Annotated in this window: 14 protein-coding genes; 3 read left to right on the top strand and 11 right to left on the bottom strand. The window is 33.9% G+C overall.

Going from position 1 to position 18,517, the window contains the following annotated elements:
- The first annotated feature begins 52 nt into the window (after window positions 1–52).
- Window positions 53–1,933, top strand: a complete 1,881-nt coding sequence (locus INR76_RS10585) for a mucoidy inhibitor MuiA family protein (protein ID WP_223107934.1) — start codon at window positions 53–55, stop codon at window positions 1,931–1,933.
- A 2-nt stretch (window positions 1,934–1,935) separates the two neighbouring features.
- Here INR76_RS10585 and INR76_RS10580 read toward each other — a convergent pair whose 3' ends face one another.
- The 7 genes from INR76_RS10580 to aroC all read right to left on the bottom strand — a co-directional run bounded on the left by INR76_RS10580 (window position 1,936) and on the right by aroC (window position 9,366).
- The gene (locus INR76_RS10580) at window positions 1,936–3,039 is read right to left on the bottom strand and encodes a flavohemoglobin expression-modulating QEGLA motif protein (protein ID WP_370632397.1); all 1,104 of its coding nucleotides are present in this window, start codon (window positions 3,037–3,039) and stop codon (window positions 1,936–1,938) included.
- Between the two features lie 60 nt (window positions 3,040–3,099).
- Window positions 3,100–3,930: an N-formylglutamate amidohydrolase gene (locus INR76_RS10575; protein WP_223107932.1), complete on the bottom strand. Its 831-nt coding sequence runs from the start codon at window positions 3,928–3,930 to the stop codon at window positions 3,100–3,102.
- The gene (gene gshB, locus INR76_RS10570) at window positions 3,930–4,958 is read right to left on the bottom strand and encodes a glutathione synthase (protein WP_223107931.1); all 1,029 of its coding nucleotides are present in this window, start codon (window positions 4,956–4,958) and stop codon (window positions 3,930–3,932) included. Before gshB ends, INR76_RS10575 begins: the two co-directional genes overlap by 1 nt.
- Before the next feature lie 83 nt (window positions 4,959–5,041).
- The gene (locus INR76_RS10565) at window positions 5,042–5,842 is read right to left on the bottom strand and encodes a hypothetical protein (protein WP_223107930.1); all 801 of its coding nucleotides are present in this window, start codon (window positions 5,840–5,842) and stop codon (window positions 5,042–5,044) included.
- 94 nt (window positions 5,843–5,936) lie between these two features.
- Window positions 5,937–6,818 carry a hypothetical protein gene (locus INR76_RS10560; protein WP_223107929.1) on the bottom strand — a complete coding sequence of 294 codons (882 nt, stop codon included), beginning with the start codon at window positions 6,816–6,818 and terminating at the stop codon, window positions 5,937–5,939.
- A 129-nt stretch (window positions 6,819–6,947) separates the two neighbouring features.
- Window positions 6,948–8,249 carry a dicarboxylate/amino acid:cation symporter gene (locus tag INR76_RS10555; protein ID WP_223107928.1) on the bottom strand — a complete coding sequence of 434 codons (1,302 nt, stop codon included), beginning with the start codon at window positions 8,247–8,249 and terminating at the stop codon, window positions 6,948–6,950.
- Window positions 8,250–8,301: 52 nt separating this feature from the next.
- Window positions 8,302–9,366: a chorismate synthase gene (aroC, locus tag INR76_RS10550; protein WP_223107927.1), complete on the bottom strand. Its 1,065-nt coding sequence runs from the start codon at window positions 9,364–9,366 to the stop codon at window positions 8,302–8,304.
- A 142-nt stretch (window positions 9,367–9,508) separates the two neighbouring features.
- Here aroC and INR76_RS10545 point away from each other — a divergent pair, with 142 nt between their 5' ends.
- Window positions 9,509–10,363, top strand: coding sequence for a UDP-2,3-diacylglucosamine diphosphatase (locus tag INR76_RS10545; RefSeq protein ID WP_223107926.1), 855 nt, complete (start codon window positions 9,509–9,511; stop codon window positions 10,361–10,363).
- Here the strand turns inward: INR76_RS10545 and INR76_RS10540 are convergent.
- Window positions 10,350–13,268: an FAD-binding and (Fe-S)-binding domain-containing protein gene (locus tag INR76_RS10540; RefSeq protein WP_223107925.1), complete on the bottom strand. Its 2,919-nt coding sequence runs from the start codon at window positions 13,266–13,268 to the stop codon at window positions 10,350–10,352. The two genes, INR76_RS10545 and INR76_RS10540, sit on opposite strands and share 14 nt — an antisense overlap.
- A 143-nt stretch (window positions 13,269–13,411) precedes the next feature.
- Here INR76_RS10540 and INR76_RS10535 point away from each other — a divergent pair, with 143 nt between their 5' ends.
- A complete protein-coding gene (locus INR76_RS10535) occupies window positions 13,412–13,909 on the top strand; it encodes a hypothetical protein (RefSeq protein ID WP_223107923.1) in 498 nt (165 codons plus the stop codon).
- Between the two features lie 61 nt (window positions 13,910–13,970).
- Here the strand turns inward: INR76_RS10535 and INR76_RS10530 are convergent, their stop codons facing one another.
- From INR76_RS10530 to INR76_RS10520, 3 genes are read right to left on the bottom strand one after another with little or no spacing between them, the layout of a single operon-like run.
- Window positions 13,971–14,432 carry a protease complex subunit PrcB family protein gene (locus tag INR76_RS10530; protein WP_223107922.1) on the bottom strand — a complete coding sequence of 154 codons (462 nt, stop codon included), beginning with the start codon at window positions 14,430–14,432 and terminating at the stop codon, window positions 13,971–13,973.
- Between the two features lie 27 nt (window positions 14,433–14,459).
- On the bottom strand, window positions 14,460–15,581 hold the full coding sequence (bshA, locus tag INR76_RS10525; protein ID WP_223107920.1) for an N-acetyl-alpha-D-glucosaminyl L-malate synthase BshA: 1,122 nt from the start codon (window positions 15,579–15,581) through the stop codon (window positions 14,460–14,462).
- A 13-nt stretch (window positions 15,582–15,594) separates the two neighbouring features.
- Window positions 15,595–18,513, bottom strand: a complete 2,919-nt coding sequence (locus tag INR76_RS10520; protein ID WP_223107919.1) for a glycoside hydrolase family 3 N-terminal domain-containing protein — start codon at window positions 18,511–18,513, stop codon at window positions 15,595–15,597.
- Between the last annotated feature and the right edge of the window lie 4 nt (window positions 18,514–18,517).

Here is an 18,517-nt window from a genome sequence, read left to right as displayed (position 1 = left end):
TAATTTCTCCAATACGAAACATTATATTAGTTTTTATTTATAAACGTTAGTTATGAAAAACTTTACTCTTCTATTCTTTTTAATTCCTTTTCTTGCATTTTCAAATTTTGAGAAAAAACATACGTCAAATATTAAAAGTGTTACTGTTTACTTAAACGGGGCTACTATTGAGCGACACTCAAATGTAATATTAACAAAAGGCGAAAATACACTGATTTTTAATGATTTATCTGCAGCTATTAACGAAAACAGCATTCAAATTTCAGGTATTAAAAATGCTTCAATTTCATCATTAAATTATACTATTGATTACCTTGAAAAAGGTACAGTTTCTGAAGAATACACAATTTTAAATACTAAAATTGATGGTCTAAAACTGAAGAAAAATGAAATAAAAAATATAATAGACGGATATGAAAAAGAGCTTTCTATTTTAGAAGAAAATAAAAAAATAAATAGTGAAGCTACAGACCTTTCATTACAGAAAGTTAAAGAGCTTTCTACCTATTACAGACAACGAGTTACTGAAATTAATAACATTATTTATAAAGAAAAAAAGCAACTCAAAGAGTTAAACAAAACCATTAATAAATATACTAGCGAATTATATAAAATAGAGGATAATAGAAAAGAAGAACGTGGTAAAATTACTGTAAAACTTACCTCGGAAACTGCATCAAATCTATCTCTTGTTATCAAATACAATTTAGAAAATGCAGGATGGTTTCCTGTATATGACATTAAAGCAGAAAACACTAGTGCTCCTATTAAAATTTCGTATAAAGCAAACGTATATCAACAAACAGGAACAGACTGGGAAAATGTAAACATAACTTTGTCTACAGGCGACCCGAATACCAATAATCTTAAACCAGAACTCTCAACAAAATATTTAAACTTTGTAAGCAGAAACTATAGGGCTTCTACACCAATACAACGAAGTAACTACAAGTACAACCCTACAGTTAATAACGTAACAGGAACTGTTATAGACGATACTGGGCTTCCATTACCAGGAGTCAATGTTGTAATAAAAGGAACTAGCACCGGCACACAAACAGATTTTGATGGTAATTATTCATTAAAAGTTAATAACGGTGAAGAATTGGTTTTTAGCTATGTTGGTTTTGATACTAAAAGCATACCAATACACTCAACTGTTATGAATGTTAATTTAAATGCTTCTTCTGAACAATTAGAAGAAGTGGTTATAACAGGCTATGGTGCAAACTCAGATATATCTAAAGCACTGCAAGGAAAAGTTGCAGGTCTTGCTATAAAAGAACCTGAAACATTATCTAATGGAACCATAAAAGAGGTAGGAATTACAAACACACAATTTGAAATTAGCAAACCACATACTATAAAATCTAGTAATGAAGTAACTATAATAGAAGTTGAAAATATTGATATGCCAGCATTGTATCAACACTATGCAGCACCAGAACTTAATGAAAATACTTTCATAACTGCTACCTTAAAAAATTGGGAACAATATGATTTACTACCCGGTGAAGCAAACATATATTTTGAAGGTAATTATTCAGGAAAATTTATGTTAAACCCTCAGATAGCTTCTGATAGTTTGAATATTTCCTTAGGAATAGACCCAAACGTTATAGTTACTCGCGAAAAACTTAAAAATTTTAAAAGCAGTTCTTTTTTAGGCAATAATAGGATTGTAAATAAGGGATATAAAATTGAAATTAAAAACAATAAAAAAACACCTATAAAATTACTTTTGGAAGATAGGATACCTATTTCTCAAAATGAAAAAATAAAACTTTCAGATATTGAAACGAATGATGCTAATTTCACAAAAGATACCGGTATTCTTAAATGGACGATTGAATTAAAAGCAAATCAGAAAAGCGAAAAGGAGTTTTCATATACCGTAAAATATCCAAAAGATAAAAGGATTAACCTTAATTAAAATCACTTTAAGTTCTCAAGAATAAAATTAAGCGTTTCGTTAGTATTCTCATTGCTATCAAAAGCAAAGTTTTTATAGCTATTGGGCTGTGCTAGCCCTTCGGTTTTCCACTTTTTTAAAAGCGGTTCATGTTCCAACGTTACTTTTCCAGACAGGAGGTTATCCAGCGAGTTTCCTTTTTGATAATGATTGTATACTTTTTTTAAACCGGTGAGATATAAATGATCTTTTGTAAAACCACCACCACGATGCGCTCTTAAAGAAATATTATATGCCTCTTCCCTATTCAGTTTATATTGATTATGAAGCAAATCAAACGTGTCACAAAAATTAAAACCTTTGCGTAAACTATCAGTTGCCAATACTCTATAACTCAATTCTTTTAATCTATAAAGAGTTAAACAGCCGCTCATGTACTCACTAAAAACAGCTAGTCCTTCTTGTGTTTCAACATTTTTTGGAAATCCATTATGAAAAATCTTTAAAGGTTGGTTTAAGCTATTAAACGTTGTTACCAAATGCAGCCCTATCTCGTGATTGGCCAGTACTTTTAATTGATTAGCACTAAACTTGTGATTTTTCTTTAAAACAAGCATTTGCTTATTATTAATTACCATTGCTGCCGCAGAAATTTTATTGGACAGTTTTATAGTAAATTGAAAATCATATTTTTTTCTGAAATCTTCAAAATATGCAACGGCTTCATTCGCATCAAAAACGGGAATCATTTCCTGTTTGAACGCTTCATCTTCAAAATGAAGAATAAAACGTGCATTTTCTACATCTTTATCTGTTGGTGTACCAAATGATTTTAATGAATTGTAATAAAACTTTTCTCGCTGTCCTACGGTCTCTACACATTGTATTAAACCTGAATAATCATAAATTACATCTCTATAAAAGCTTCGTGTTTCATCGTCTTTAATACTGTCAATATCTTGTAAAAAAAGTTGCTGTTGTAGTTTATGAGCATTAAAATCTATCTTTCTGTACCTAAAATTGGGATTGATATTATACTTTGAAGAAAAAAAGTTTCGCTTTTCTTGCTCAATATTTATAGGGTTTACAAAATTGAGCACTTCAATTTTTTGAACAAGTTTATTCAAATTATAATCAATGCGAAACACATTGGGGTACGTATTTATTATAGAATTGGTGTCCACCATTTATTTTTTAAAAGTATCGTAAAATAAAGCAGCGTGCGCCTTAATTTTTTCTTGAAGCTGCTTCTCAATCGCTGAAACTACTTCAGGAAAGATGATTTGATTTAATTCGTCGCAGTAAATTTTCTTAAATTCAGTCGCCAAAACTAATGTATTTTTAAAGTTTTGGGTAATAAATTTTAAAAAATAGCCATTTCCGAAGAAGGTATCATTAATTTTTGAAGTAGATTCAATAGCATGGGGCAATTGTAATTGTGATAGTGAATGACGCCAATTTTCAATTAAATCTCCGAAGCGTTTCATATCAATATTTGTAGTTCCCAAATTAATAACAGGAACTTCTCTATCCCATCTGCGCCAGTTATAACTATGCATATCATAAACTACAACTGCATCAAATTTTTCTTCCAATTTTAAAAGTAATGCTTTAACAACCGAATAAAATGCTTCGTGTTTTGCTAGACTTTTTTTCTTTTCAGAAGGGCTCAGTGGTTCTTTCCACAATTGTTTTCCCCAAGCTTCATCAAATACAGCATTATCTGGATCACGGTTTAAATCATATTCAAAACGGCTGTCACAACCTGCCAAAACGATGGGGTGTGTTTTTACAAACTCTTTGGTGCAGGGGTCTTCTTCAAACCAACGTTCATACTCGGTGTGAATACAGTTGTTCCACAGCTCTTTTCTGAATTGATGCCCATCGTGCACTGCTCCACAAACGTAAGGGACATAAGCTTCAACCTTGAGGGTAAGTGAGTAATCTGCTGCAACCGCTTCAAAGGTTTCTTCTGCTTCAAGTTTTTTAATGATTTCTGAAATTGCTAATCGTTCCATTAAGCATCACTAACGTGTTTACGCAATTTTTGGCGTCGTTCAAAGGCATTGACGCGTTCTAAAACTTTATCCTCAACAAAATCAATAATCTTTTCTTGAATTTTTGATTTATATACCTTGTTCATATACGTAATACCGCCAGGTGACATAACATTTACTTCTACAAGCTTACCTCCTATAACGTCTATTCCTACAAAGTACAGTCCGTCTTTTACTAATTTGGGACCTATACGCCGGCAAAGTTCTTTTTCTTGTTTGGTCAAACTATGTTTTTGGACGCTTCCGCCTGCACTTACATTGCTTCTATGATCTTCATCACCCGGTACTCTACGCATAGCACCAATAGGTTGCCCATTTAATAACAAAATACGCACATCGCCCTCATCTGCACCTTCAATATAGTCTTGTAAAATAACGTAATTGGTAGTGCCATCTTTATTATCAATGTAAAAGTCTAATAAAGAATTGATACTTTTCATAGCGCTTTTTTCAATTAAAATAACGCCAGAACCACCATATCCATTAAGAGGTTTTAAAATCATTCTATCAGGACCTTCTTTAATTATTTTCTTTAAATATTGTTTGTTTTTTGTAACGTGTGTACGCGGAATCATCTCATTATTTTCATCTTCAAAAACAGCTGTATAAAGTTTATTATTTGCACGTCTTATTCCATCTAAATCATTTAGTATAAACACATCATCTTTTACCGAATCTAAAAAATTAAGCATTATCATATCTAATGGCGGATTGCTACGTAAGATAATTACGTCAAAACCTGCCATAGGAAGCATCTCATCATAAAACTCAGCTTTAATATGAAACGATTTTAATGATTTTGAAATTTTATCTTTTCGTTTCAAACAACGGGAGAATGCATAGGCAACACTATCACGAATGGTTAAGTTTGCCGGAGTTGTAACAGCAATACCGTGACCGCGTTTTGCAAATTCTTGAATTAATGCTAATGTTGAATCATTTTCAGGATCTATTTGATCCCAAGGATACATGATAAAGCAAACGTTCATGAGGGTTGGTTTTCAAATTAGTAAAATAAATATACTAATAATGAAATAACCTGAAAGTGTTTTTTGAGAAAGGTTTTATGCTTTTACTCACCATATACTCTAAAATTATCAAAACCTGCAAAATCATCAGCTCCATTTTGTTCAATAGATAATGTAATTCGCACATTGTTGACTGAAGAAGGAATAGGTATAATCTCGGTTCCTTGTACAGTCAAATTTGCATTACCGTTGATAAAAGGTACAACACCCTGACTAATATCATCATGAAAAACTTCATAATAAACGTCATCTGCATTATCAAAACCAAAAACATCATAATCAAAAGCAATACGCGGATTTACTAGTGAAGAGACATTAACATTTACGAAACTTATTTCATGAGGAAAATTACCACCCCCATTTGGATTATTTAAATCACGACACGCTAAAAAGTTACCCGATACAAAGTCTATTGCTGAAGTATTACCTGAGCCAACATTGTTATTAATTTCCCAAATATCATCATTTACATTATATGATGAAGGGTTTAAAGTATAACTCCAACTGAGATTGCTATCAAAATCTTGTGCAACTACTGTTGTTATAGTTGTAGTTAATGAATAAACCTGCTCCCAACTTATACCATTCCAAATTTCTAGTGTTCCGGTATCAACCACAAAAACAATTAAACCAATGTCTGTTGATGATGCATTAATTTGATTTCTTTGTGATTGGTTTTCAACTCTTGGCGGCATAAATCCTTTAAAAGTTGTACCTCCATCTGGTGTGCTACTTATCTCAAGCATTGAAGCCGATGACGGATTTGTAGTCCCAATACCTACTTGTGCTGATACTACAGTTGTAAAAACCTGAAGTACAGCAATAATTAAATAATACTGTTTCATAACTATGATGTTTAAAAATCATAGCATATGCAAAATTAAATCTAAAGATTTTGGGTGTATAGCACTGGGAAGTAGTCAAATATATATAAAAAATTTAATTAATTCCATAAATTTCTACATTATCAATTACCCAAAGCTCATTTGAGCTGTTATTACTTAGGACAATACCTATAACTAAATTTGCTGAATTAGGTAAATTGGTTATTTCAACATATGATATACCTGTGTTTCCCGTTGGTGTTGCTGTTGAAGTTGCTGTATTGTCTCCATCATAAGCAATCGTTTGAGTTCCCGTTGCTGAAAAATCATATGTAGCATTACCATTACCTGTTATTTCCATTTCATAAGAAAATGTAGTACCTCCATCTGTACTCACGTATACATCTACATAATCACCTGCGTCAGCCCCATTTCCTGAAGTGTTTAAAGAAAAGGATGCTAATCTAAATTTTAAACTTGCTGTTGAATATGAAGAGGCATCTACCGGTCCAAAATCTACATCTGCATCTCCATTAACCACCCCATAACTTCTACCATCTATGTATGTATTGGTATTTGGGCTGGTACCATTCCCTGTTTGATAACTTCCGGCTGTATTTTCAATAAACACTAACTCTGGACTTGAAGGTGTTATTTCAAAATCTTGAATACCTAGTAATGTGGGGCCCGATGAAGGTCCCGACATACAGTACACATTTTCCCAGGTGCTTTCAACTCCATTCCAGGTTTGTAAGCATCGAGTATCTTCAAAAAATATTAATAACCCATCGTCTGCCAAAGTGGCTTTTGAGGCTATATTTGCTCTTCCCGAAGCATCTACTCGAGGGGGCAGAAAGCCTCCAAAGTTTGTTCCGTCGCTTGAACTTTCAACATCAAGAACAGATGCGCTACTAGGCGATGTTGTGTTAATTCCTACTTGAGAAAAAAGAGGTACTGAAATAATTAATGCTACATTTAGAAAAAAAGACTTTTTCATTTAAAGGTTTTTAGTTGGTTAAAACTTTTGTCTAGATTAAGTCTGTTATCAAAAATGGGGACTGCTAAAGTATAGCAATCCCCATTTTTAAAAATTATCTAAATATTATATTTCAGAAATATATCTTAACTATTTCTTATAGTTATCATCCCAATCTTTAACCTTAGGAACACCCAACTTATTTTGAGATTTTGCAACCATCATAGAAACGGCAGCATCTCCTGTTACATTGACTGTTGTACGGCACATATCTAATGGTCTATCTACCGCAAAAATAAGAGCCAATCCGGCTTCAGGAATTCCGGCTTGAGCCAAAACAATGACCAACATTACCATTCCTGCTCCTGGAACTGCTGCAGAACCGATTGAGGCGAGAGTTGCTGTAGCTATGATTCCTAATTGAGTGCCGAATGACAGGTCCATACCAAAAGCTTGGGCAATAAACACAGCTGCAACGGCTTGATACAAACTGGTACCGTCCATATTAATCGTAGCTCCTATTGGTAGTACAAAACTGGTTACTTCTCTTTTTACACCCAGATGTTCTTCTACTCGCTCCATAGTTACAGGTAAAGTTGCTGCACTTGAACTTGTAGAAAAGGCCAATAATTGAGCTGGGCCAATACCATTAAGAAAGCTTTTGGGGGTATGTTTTGTAAATATCCAAACAAGTAAAACATAAACTCCAATCATTAAAACCAATCCACCAACTACGCAAAGTGCGTACATACCAAGAGCAGCAAATAAATCGGCACTTGGAGCTTCAACCACCAATGCAGCTAATAATGCAAATACTCCATAAGGCGCTGTAAGCATGATGAGATCTATCATTTTGAGAATGACTTCATTAAACCCATCAAAAAAGTCTTTTACGGGTTGGGCTGTTTTTTCAGGAATTAAAATCAAACCAATACCAAAGAATATTGCAAAAAAGATAACTTGAAGCATATTTCGATTGTTGGAAGAGGCTCCTATAATATTGTCTGGCACCAAATCTACAAGCGCTTGTAAAGGACCGGCATCTTTTTGCCTTTGAGCGTCTTGGCGTTTCATTTCGGCTTCGCCGCCATATGCCTCAACTAATTCGGTTCGGGTTTCTTGAGTTATGGTTTTGCCGGGCTTAACTAAGTTTACAACTCCTAGTCCAATTGAAACGGCTACAATGGTTGTAAAAATATAAGTAACAATGGTTCGTAAGCCCATTTTGGACAAGCTAGATATATCTTTAAGATCTGAAACTCCTTTTATTAATGACGCTAAGATTAAAGGAACAGCAATAAGCTTTAAGGCATTGATAAAAATGGTTCCGAAGGGTTTTACCCAATCTTCGATTAAGTTGGGGCCCCAACTAAAGTTTGTAAGTATGAGGGCAAATACTACCCCAAGAGCCATTCCTAATAAAATTTGCCAGTGTAAAGCTAATTTTTTCATATATGCTATTTGTCTTTTATTTTTTTAAGATTGGTAATATACAGATAATCTTTTAGAGTTTTGAAACCTTATTCAAAAGCCAATAATCAGCCATTACCAGTGCCGCCATTGCTTCAACGATTGGTACTGCTCGTGGCACCACACACGGGTCATGCCTTCCTTTACCTTGCATTTCTACTTGATTGCCTTTAGCATTAATTGTTTCTTGTTTTTGCATAATAGTAGCCACAGGTTTAAAAGCTACATTAAAATAAATGGGAACTCCATTAGTTATTCCGCCTTGTATACCACCGCTATAATTTGTTTTTGTGCTTCCGTCTTTATTAAAAAGATCGTTATGATCGCTTCCTTTCATTTTGATTCCATTAAAACCGCTACCGTATTCAAACCCTTTTACAGCATTGATTGAAAGCATTGCTTTGCCCAATTGAGCGTGAAGTTTTTCAAAAACCGGCTCACCAAGGCCAACAGGCACATTTTCAATAACACAGGTTATTTGACCGCCTACAGTGTCACCTTGTTTTCGTATATCTTTAATATAAGCTTCCATTTTTGAAGCCATTGTTGCATCTGCACAACGCACAGGATTGTTTTCTATTTCAGAAAAATCTACTTCTGAAAAGGTTTTTTTAAGAGCCAACTCACCTACTGCTGATACATAAGCGGTAATTTTTACTTCTTTTAATAGTTGCTTTGCAATTGCTCCCGCTACTACTCTACAAGCTGTTTCACGAGCAGAAGAACGTCCGCCTCCTCTATAGTCACGATTTCCGTATTTTTTATCATACGTATAATCTGCGTGTGAAGGACGATAAGTGTCTTTAATATGTGAGTAATCCTTAGACTTTTGATTGGTGTTCTTTATAATAAAGCCAATAGGCGTTCCTGTAGTTTTACCTTCAAAAATACCGCTAAGAAATGTAACTGTATCTGGTTCTTTACGCTGCGTAACAATTGATGATTGACCGGGTTTTCTTCGTTGCATTTCTGTTTCAATTGCCTTGTGGTCAATTTCTAGTCCTGCTGGACAACCGTCAATGATTCCTCCTATGGCTTCACCGTGTGATTCGCCAAAAGTAGTGAGTTTAAAAATGGTTCCGAAGGAATTTCCTGCCATAACGTGTTTTCAACAAATGTAAATCTTACAACTGAAACGTAAAAATAAACATTCTTCTTACTACTGTATAAATTCTGTAAGAAATAACATAACCATTTGACTATCTATTGATAACATTGACTTAAAGGATTTATTGATAAATATGAAAATATTTGTATCCCAAAATGACGTCTTGAAAAGAAAAGTTGAAATTGTAGTATTGTCAGACATTCATTTGGGAACCTACGGTTGTCACGCTAAGGAGGTGCTTCAATATTTGAATTCAGTAAAGCCAAAAAAGCTTATTTTAAATGGTGATATTATTGATATTTGGCAGTTCAGAAAACGCTATTTTCCGAAGGCACATTTACAGGTTATTAAAAAAATAATCGCCTTGGCCACCAAAGGTACCAAAGTGTATTATATTACCGGAAATCACGATGAAAAGCTGCGACGTTTTAGCGAAACTAAAATGGGTAATATTCAAATATTGGATAAGCTTATTTTAAATCTCGACGGAAAAAAAGCATGGTTTTTTCACGGTGATGTGTTTGATGCATCTATACAACATACCAAATGGATTGCTAAGTTAGGCGGTTGGGGATATGATTTGTTAATTTTATTAAATCGTTTTATCAATACTTGTTTAGCAAAATTGGGAAAAGAAAAATTCTCTCTATCCAAGAAAATTAAAAATAGTGTAAAAGGAGCAGTAAAGTTTATAAACGACTTTGAGAAAACAGCCACCGATCTTGCCATTGATAATGAATTTAAATATGTGGTTTGCGGTCACATTCATCAACCAGTTATAAAAAAAGTTACAAACCATAAAGGCTCTTGTACTTATTTAAATAGCGGTGATTGGATAGAAAACTTAACCGCCCTAGAATATAATAATGAGCGTTGGTTATTATATACTCACGGAGAGAAAAATCCGTTTTTAAAGCCTGTTTTAGATGATCTTGACGAAGAAAATGAAAGCTATCCCGAGTTTTTATCTGCTTTTATTTTTGAATAAGCGCTTGTTTTAAAATAGTCACAGGATGATGTGCATTAACACCTGTTCCGTCTTTAATTTGATGCCTACAGCTTGTTCCGTTAGCGGCAATAATGGTTTCTTTTGAAGCTTTTCTTATAGACGGAAACAACTTTAATTCGCCTATTTGCATACTTATTTCATAATGTTCTTTTTCATATCCAAAACTACCCGCCATTCCGCAACATCCAGAAGCTATAATTGTGGGTTTATAATTTTGAGGTAAGTTTAGCAAATCAAAAGTTACTTTTTGATTACTCAGTGCTTTTTGATGGCAGTGGTTGTGTATTTTGATGGTTTTTTCTTCTGAAGTAAATTGATCTGACGTTATATTGCCAAGTTTTATTTCTGAAGCTAAAAACTCTTCAATTAAAAAACTATGAGTCGCAATTTTTTGTGCTGAAACACGATCATCTGCTAATCGTACATACTCATCTCGAAAACCTAAAATAGCAGAAGGTTCAATACCTAGTAAAGGTGTTTTTTCTGAAATGGTATTTTTTAAATATTCTATATTTTTATTTACTTCTGCTTTTGCTTCTTCCAAAAAACCCTTACTTAATAACGCTCTAGCACTATCCAGATGATGAACACATTGCACTTTATAACCTAGTGCTGATAATAAATCATAGGCATCTTCAGCTATAGTTGCATCGAGGTAATTGCTAAATTCATCAACAAACAAAACAACATTTTTATTGTGTCTAACTGTTTGATTTTGTTTGTTTTTAACAATTTTACCAAAAGTTTTACTTGAAACTAAAGGCAGTTTTCTTTCAGAAGCTATTCCGCTTATTTTTTTTATAAATTTTGAAGTAAGTGTGTTGCTATAAATAGCATTTGTTAATTGAGGAAAGAAGGATCCTACTCTATTTAATCGGCTGCTATTTGCAAATAATTTATTGGATCTTGATACGCCATTTGTTCTCTTGTATTGATATAAAAACTCTGCTTTTGTAGTAGCCATATCTACATTACTAGGGCATTCATTTTCGCAGGCTTTACAACTTATACATAGGTCAAATACTTGTTTTAACTCCTTGCTATCAAACTTATTTTCGGTAGTATTATTTGTTAAAACCTCGCGTAACATATTGGCACGACCTCGTGTAGTATCCTTTTCATTTTTGGTAGCGTGATAACTAGGACACATAGCTCCGGCTGTTTTGGCAGTTTTTCTACAATCTCCACTCCCGTTGCAATTTTCTGCAAGCCGTACTATTCCCTGCGTATCTGAAAAGTCTAAAAAGGTTTTAATTTGAGGCTCCTTCCTGTCTGTTTCATACCGAAGCGATTGATCCATGCTCCACGCATCGGTAATTTTTCCGGGATTCAATATATTGTTAGGATCAAACGCATTTTTAATCTTTTTCAGAAGTGAAAAATTTTGTTTCCCAATGAGCAATTCCAGAAATTCAGCTCTAACAATACCATCTCCGTGCTCGCCAGAAAAGGATCCATTGTATTTTTTACAGAGCTTGGCAATATCGGTTGTTATTTTTCTGAAATAAGATACGCCTTCTTTACTTTTTAAGTTTAATATAGGTCGCAAATGCAACTCTCCGGCACCTGCGTGAGCATAGTACACAGCTTTTTGATTGTATTGCTGCATTAATGCTGTAAATTCAGTAATATAATTAGGTAAATCTTCTAGCGCTACCGCTGTGTCTTCAATGCACGCAACAGCCTTTTTATCACCAACCATATTACCAAGCAAGCCTAATCCTGCTTTTCGAAGCTCTAATGCCATGGCTATCTCTTCACCTTTCAAAACCGGGCGGGTGTAGCTTAAGTTAGATTCAGAAAGCGATTGTAACAATTTTTCAGTTTGGTCTTGAAGATCATCTACTGTATTGGCTTTTAACTCTAGCATCAACAGCGCCTTAGGATTGCCCTCTACAAAAAACCGATAGGGTTCATACTTTTTACTTTGCTTGGTACAATCTAAAATTACATCATCCATCATTTCACAAGTGTGTAAACAATGTTGCATTGCTACCGATACATCATTTAGGCAGTTTTCTAGTGAATCATACTGTGAAACCACCATTGCGGTATATCTTGGCGGTAAATCATCAAGCTGCAATGTGATTTCGGTAGTAAAAGCAAGCGTTCCCTCGCTTCCGCAGAGAAGGTTACAAAGATTTATTTTTTCTGAATAAGTCTCGTCAAATACGTCATTATCCAAAATCATATCTATGGCATATCCTGTATTTCTACGATGAATTTCAGGTTTTGGAAACTGTTCTCTTATTTCCTTTTGAGCATCTTTTGGTGATAATTCAATATAAATGGTTTTGTAAATAGTTCCTTCAAAAGTGTTTGATTCTACTTTCTGAAAAAACTGATCTTTAGAAAGTTCTTTAAATGTGACTTCGTCTCCATTTGCCAAAATTGTTTTTAATGCTACTACTTTATCTCTTGTTACACCATATTGTATAGAGGTTGTGCCACTGCTATTGTTACCTACCATACCGCCTATCATACAACGATTTGACGTTGAGGTATTGGGACCAAAAAAGAGACCGAATTGTTGTAAATGCATGTTTAATTCGTCTCTAATTACCCCTGGTTGCACCGTAACCCTTTTATTCTTTGTGTCTACAGAAAGTATATTTGTAAAATGTTTTGATACGTCTACCACAATACCATCCCCAACACACTGACCTGCTAAAGAGGTTCCGGCAGTACGTGGAATAAGTGATGTTTTATTTTTCTGTGCAAATAAAATGAGTTGTTTAATATCTTTATCAGACTTTGGGAAAGCCACTGCTAATGGTATTTTACGATACACAGAAGCATCTGTAGCATATAATGACTTGTGAAGGTTATCAAAATATAATTCGCCTTCAAAAACTGTTTTAAGTTGAGATAATTTCTGCTTCATAGTGTCTATGTAAATGTAAAAAAACGAGAGATATTCATTAACAAAACTTTCTAAAAAACACTTTTAAAGTTAGGAACGCGTTAACATAAGCGTACGTATAATCAACTTACATTTGTTCTGTTAACAAACTTAAAACAACAATTATGAAAAAACTTGTATTGATTTTAGTAGCTATTGGAGCGTTTACATTTAGCGCCAATGCTCAAGAAATTGCTGATAATGCTATTGGTTTACGCCTAGGTGACAGTGATGGGTTTGGTACTGAAATTAACTATCAACGTGCAGTAGGTAGTAATAATAACCGACTTGAATTTGGATTAGGATGGAGAAGCAGAGATGATTTTGATGCTTATAAACTTGTAGGTTTATACCAATGGGTTTGGAATATAGACGGCGGATTTAATTGGTATGCTGGTCCTGGTGCTGGTATTGCTCAAGTAGATTTTGATGACGATTTCTTTGATGATAATGATTTTGATGACTCTGAAACGTATATTTTTTTAGCAGGAGATATAGGTATTGAGTATAATTTTGATATTCCGCTGTTGTTATCATTAGACTTTAGACCCGAATTTGGTTTTGGAGATTACAACGATGATGTAGACTTTGATATAGCCCTTGGCGTACGATATCAATTTTAAATAAATCACATAACACTTAAAGCAAAAGCCCTTGTTGTTGATACAAGGGCTTTTTTTATGATTATTCAGTTTTACTAGGTTTAAAAACAATGGGCAATTTTTGTTTATTTAGTTTTACCATAGTAAAAGGAGTAGTAATTACCATTGTAACATTATCATTGGGCTCTGGAGAGTCACCGCCTACAAATACCACGATCTCATCATTTATTTTTTTTATAGATTCTACCTCAACAGAATAACCTCCGGTAGAACTTTGCCCCATATTTATAAAAACTACAACTTCATCATTAAAGTTTATTTCTGGAATAGGAATTCCGGGTTTTCGGATTTTATTAATTTCAGAAAAAACTTGTTGTAATTGTTTTTGAGAAGAAATAATGGTTTGCTGTGGTTTTTCAATATTGCTTTGAGAAGCAGTAATTAACGTTTGAAACGCAATATTATCACCTTCTTTTTCTGAAGACGATTCAATGCCTTTGCAAGAAAACAATACAACTAAACTTAATAAGCATATATACCTCATAAAAAATTTTTTTTGTATAAACATCTGTTATTTAACAGCCTGCTCATACACCTTCTCATATAAAGGTACAATTTTTTTAGTATCAAATGTATTTGCAATTTCTTTGGCTTGTGTTTTAAATTTTGCCAAAGTTTGTTGTGAAGATAGAATAGATAAAGCTTTTTCGGCCATTTCATCAACATTACCTACATCGCTAAGATAACCGCTTATTCCGTCTTTGTTTACTTCGGGAAGTCCGCCGGTATTACTTGATATGACGGGTACACCGCAAGCCATAGCTTCTAAGGCTGCCAACCCAAAACTTTCCTTTTCTGAAGGCAATAAAAATAAATCTGTAAAACATAAAATTTTATTTACTTCACTACTATTACCTAAGAAAACTACCTTTTTTTCTATACCTTTTTTGATGCATAGCTCTTCACATTTTTCTTTTTCAGGCCCTTCTCCTACCATTAATAACTTTGAAGGTATTTTTTCTTGAATTCTATCAAAAATCTCGATAACATCAGTAACTCGTTTTACCTCCCGAAGGTTACTTATATGGGTTATTATCCGCTCCTCGGGTTCTGCCATTAACTCTCGTTGACAATCTGTGTAAGGATTGTCGTGTTTACTCATATCGATAAAGTTGGGAACAACTTGAATATCTTTTTCAAGATCAAAAAGTCTGTTGGTATCATCTTTCAAACTTTGAGAAACCGAAGTAACAACATCACTTTTATTAATACTGAAGGTAACAGCGGGTTTATAAAATTGATGATTTCCTACCAAGGTAATATCTGTACCGTGAAGAGTAGTGACCATAGGTAAGTAAATACCCTCCTCTTCTAGCATTTTTTTTGCCATATATCCTGCGTATGCATGCGGAATAGCATAATGAACGTGTAGTAAATCAATTTTATGAAGTTTTACAGTATCTACTAGTTTGCTTGACAACGCTAATTCGTAAGGTTGATAATGAAATAACGGATAATCTGGCACCGAAACTTCATGGAAAAAAATCTTTTTTGATAGTAACTCTAAACGAACCGGTTGCTTGTAGGTTACAAAATGAACTTCGTGGCCTCGTTGTGCAAGAGCAATTCCTAGTTCTGTAGCAACTACGCCACTTCCGCCAAAAGTAGGATAACAAACAATGGCTATTTTCATGGTTGGATTTGGTTTAATATATTATTGCATCATAAATAGCTTGTTGTATTTTGGTACGTAAGTCGCTACTTATTAATTTTCTATTTGTTGCACTTGGATAGGTTCTATTTGAAAGGAAGATATAAATAATTTCTTCCTCTGGATCTGCCCAAGCAAAGGTTCCTGTAAAACCACTATGACCAAAACTTGTCATTGAAACACAGCCACAGGTAGGACCTACATCTCCTAGTTGAGGTTTGTCGAAACCTACACCACGCCTTACATCTTCATCACAATAATAACATGTGTTAAAAGCATCTAGGGTTTCTGGTTTAAAATAACGTTTACCTCCATAAAAGCCCTTCCATAAATACATTTGCATAATTTTGGCAATATCATTTGATGTGCTAAAAAGCCCTGCATGACCACTCACTCCGCCTAGCATAGCTGCTCCTTGATCGTGAACATAACCTTGCACTTTTTGCATTCTGAAATAAGAATCTTCTTCTGTAGGTACAATATCTTCCTTTGAGAATTTATTTAAAGGTAAATAGGTAGTATGTGAGGCTCCTAATGAACTATAATAGGTGTTTTGAACCAATTCTTCAAGAGGTGCTCCATAATATTCTTCTAAGTATTTTTTCAAAATATAATAAGGCAAATCACTGTATTTATAGCCTTTTGATGATCTTAAGTCACTTTCCTTTATAATGTCAAAAATAGAATCTTGATAATCGCGACGCATATATAAGTTTTCAGCTACTTGTGCATTATATTTCTTTGTTGCTATCGTGCTGTAATATTTTTTGGAAGGCTGTTTTGTGATTGTATCAAGAGTGTGAGTATAAAAAGGAATCCAAGCTTTAAATTGTGCATAATGTGAAAGCATTTCCTTTAAAGTTACATCTGCTTTATTAGAGTTTTTATACTCCGGAAGCATTTCAGAAAGAGTTGTTTCCATCGTTAAAACACCTTGGTCATACAAGCTCATCACCATAGGCAACGTGGCTAATATTTTGGTCAATGAAGCTACGTCATATAAATTAGTATGAGTAATAGCCTCGTTTTTTTGTTGTGTTTTGTACCCGAAGGTTTTATCATATATCACTTTTCCTTTACGAGCTACTAATATTTGAGCTCCAGGCATCATATCTGCCCACACCCCAACTTGTGCTAGAGAGTCTATTTTTTTAAGTTTATAGCTATTAACCCCTACACTTTCTGGTGTTCCATATTGTAATCGTTTGAGTGATTTGGTTTGATAACGGGTATTTACGGGAAATAATTCTCCTAGTGATACAGGTAATTTGCCTTTGGCTTCTCGTGCACCAAAAATAAGTTGAGCAGACAACTCTTGAGAAACTTCACTGTTTTGATAAGAAAGTACAATTCCTTCAAAGTTTGTGGCTGTTTTTAAGTCTGAAAGTGCGTAAGGTCTGGCAAATACATCAAGAATCACTGTATTGGTTCGAGCTATTTCGTAAATCCAAACTAATTCATTTTCTGTAAACTTATAATCTTTCCAAGGGTTTTCATTGCTTTTATGAAACCCCATAATCACATAATTGTAGTTTTTAAGTTTTTGAATGTACCCATCAAGATTATCTGCTTTTACCCAATCAACATCGGCATATTTTTGAAGTTGATTTAAAAAATGTTCTCCAGAATCATCACCAAAGTTTACATAGGCTATTTTTTTCTCTTCAATATTTTTAAGAGGTAAAATAGCTTGGTCATTTTTAATCACTGTCAGTGCGTTTTCCATTGTTTTTTCATACAATGCATCGTCATTAACAGTGTTTAATTCTTCAGTTAAATAAGCTGAATCTACAGGTTCATATTCATTTAAGCCTACTTTATATTTTGCATAAAGTATTTTTTTTACAGAATGTGACAAACGCTCTTCAGTTATAGTTCCTTCTCTATAGGCATTTACTAATAACGCGTGTGCCTTTGGAATATCTTCAGAAATAAGCAGTATATCGTTTCCTGCTAAAAAAGCTGCCAAATCAATCTCTCCAGGTTCATTAAAATCTGCTACACCTCGCATGTTTAAAGCATCTGTAAAAACCAAACCGTTAAAGCCTAATTCTCCTTTTAATAGATTGGTAACTATGTTTTTTGAAAGAGAAGACGGATAGTTAAGTTTATCTTCTAAAGCAGGTACATTTAAGTGAGCTACCATAACACTACTTAAACCTTCTTTAATTAATTTTTTATAAGGATATAACTCGATGGAATCAATTCTGGAACGAGTATGATCAATAGTTGGCAATACTTTATGTGAGTCATCTTCTGTGTCACCGTGACCCGGAAAATGCTTTGCGCTACCTAAAACCCCAGCTTGTTGAAATCCCCTCATAAAAGCCAAAGCCTTTGCAGTGACATTCTCTTTATCCTCACCAAAAGAACGGTTACCAATAATAGGGTTTCTAGGATTTGTATTAATGTCTACCACCGGAGCAAAATTGATATGAACTCCAAGTCTTTTACTCTGTTCTCCTATTCTTTTGGCTACTTGTCTTACAATTGCAGTATCTTCAATTGCGCCAAGAGTCATATTCCAAGGAAAAGCATAGGTTGAATCTAGTCGCATAGCAAGACCCCACTCTGCGTCCATACCAATTAATAAAGGGGTTTTTGAAACCTCTTGAAATTGATTATTTAACTGAGCTTGTCTTTGAGGACCTCCTTTTGAAAAAATAACACCACCAATGTATTGATTTTGTATTAAATCTTTTACTTGATTTGTTTTACTCTTTGGAGCACTAGAAAAAACATCTACCATAAAGAGTTGTCCTATTTTTTCTTGTAAGGACATATTCCCGTAGATGCTATCTACCCATTTTTTTTGATTTTCAAAATCTTCCTTTACAATTAACGGATTAATTTGTTGCGAAAAAACAGGTAAAAAAGTAATTAAAAACAATGAGGTTAACAGCAATTTTTTCATAAAC

The organism is Marixanthomonas sp. SCSIO 43207, from assembly GCF_019904255.1.
Taxonomy (GTDB): domain Bacteria; phylum Bacteroidota; class Bacteroidia; order Flavobacteriales; family Flavobacteriaceae; genus Marixanthomonas.
This window is presented reverse-complemented; position numbering and strand designations above follow the sequence as displayed.

Excerpts from the sequence above, each read along its gene's own strand:
- INR76_RS10545 (WP_223107926.1), top strand. The coding sequence starts at position 9,509 with ATGAAAATATTTGTATCCCAAAATGACGTCTTGAAAAGAAAAGTTGAA.
- INR76_RS10555 (WP_223107928.1), bottom strand. The coding sequence starts at position 8,249 with ATGAAAAAATTAGCTTTACACTGGCAAATTTTATTAGGAATGGCTCTT.
- INR76_RS10530 (WP_223107922.1), bottom strand. The coding sequence starts at position 14,432 with ATGAGGTATATATGCTTATTAAGTTTAGTTGTATTGTTTTCTTGCAAA.
- aroC (WP_223107927.1), bottom strand. The coding sequence starts at position 9,366 with ATGGCAGGAAATTCCTTCGGAACCATTTTTAAACTCACTACTTTTGGC.
- INR76_RS10520 (WP_223107919.1), bottom strand. The coding sequence starts at position 18,513 with ATGAAAAAATTGCTGTTAACCTCATTGTTTTTAATTACTTTTTTACCT.
- INR76_RS10575 (WP_223107932.1), bottom strand. The coding sequence starts at position 3,930 with ATGGAACGATTAGCAATTTCAGAAATCATTAAAAAACTTGAAGCAGAA.
- INR76_RS10540 (WP_223107925.1), bottom strand. The coding sequence starts at position 13,268 with ATGAAGCAGAAATTATCTCAACTTAAAACAGTTTTTGAAGGCGAATTA.
- bshA (WP_223107920.1), bottom strand. The coding sequence starts at position 15,581 with ATGAAAATAGCCATTGTTTGTTATCCTACTTTTGGCGGAAGTGGCGTA.
- INR76_RS10535 (WP_223107923.1), top strand. The coding sequence starts at position 13,412 with ATGAAAAAACTTGTATTGATTTTAGTAGCTATTGGAGCGTTTACATTT.
- INR76_RS10565 (WP_223107930.1), bottom strand. The coding sequence starts at position 5,842 with ATGAAACAGTATTATTTAATTATTGCTGTACTTCAGGTTTTTACAACT.
- INR76_RS10560 (WP_223107929.1), bottom strand. The coding sequence starts at position 6,818 with ATGAAAAAGTCTTTTTTTCTAAATGTAGCATTAATTATTTCAGTACCT.
- gshB (WP_223107931.1), bottom strand. The coding sequence starts at position 4,958 with ATGAACGTTTGCTTTATCATGTATCCTTGGGATCAAATAGATCCTGAA.
- INR76_RS10585 (WP_223107934.1), top strand. The coding sequence starts at position 53 with ATGAAAAACTTTACTCTTCTATTCTTTTTAATTCCTTTTCTTGCATTT.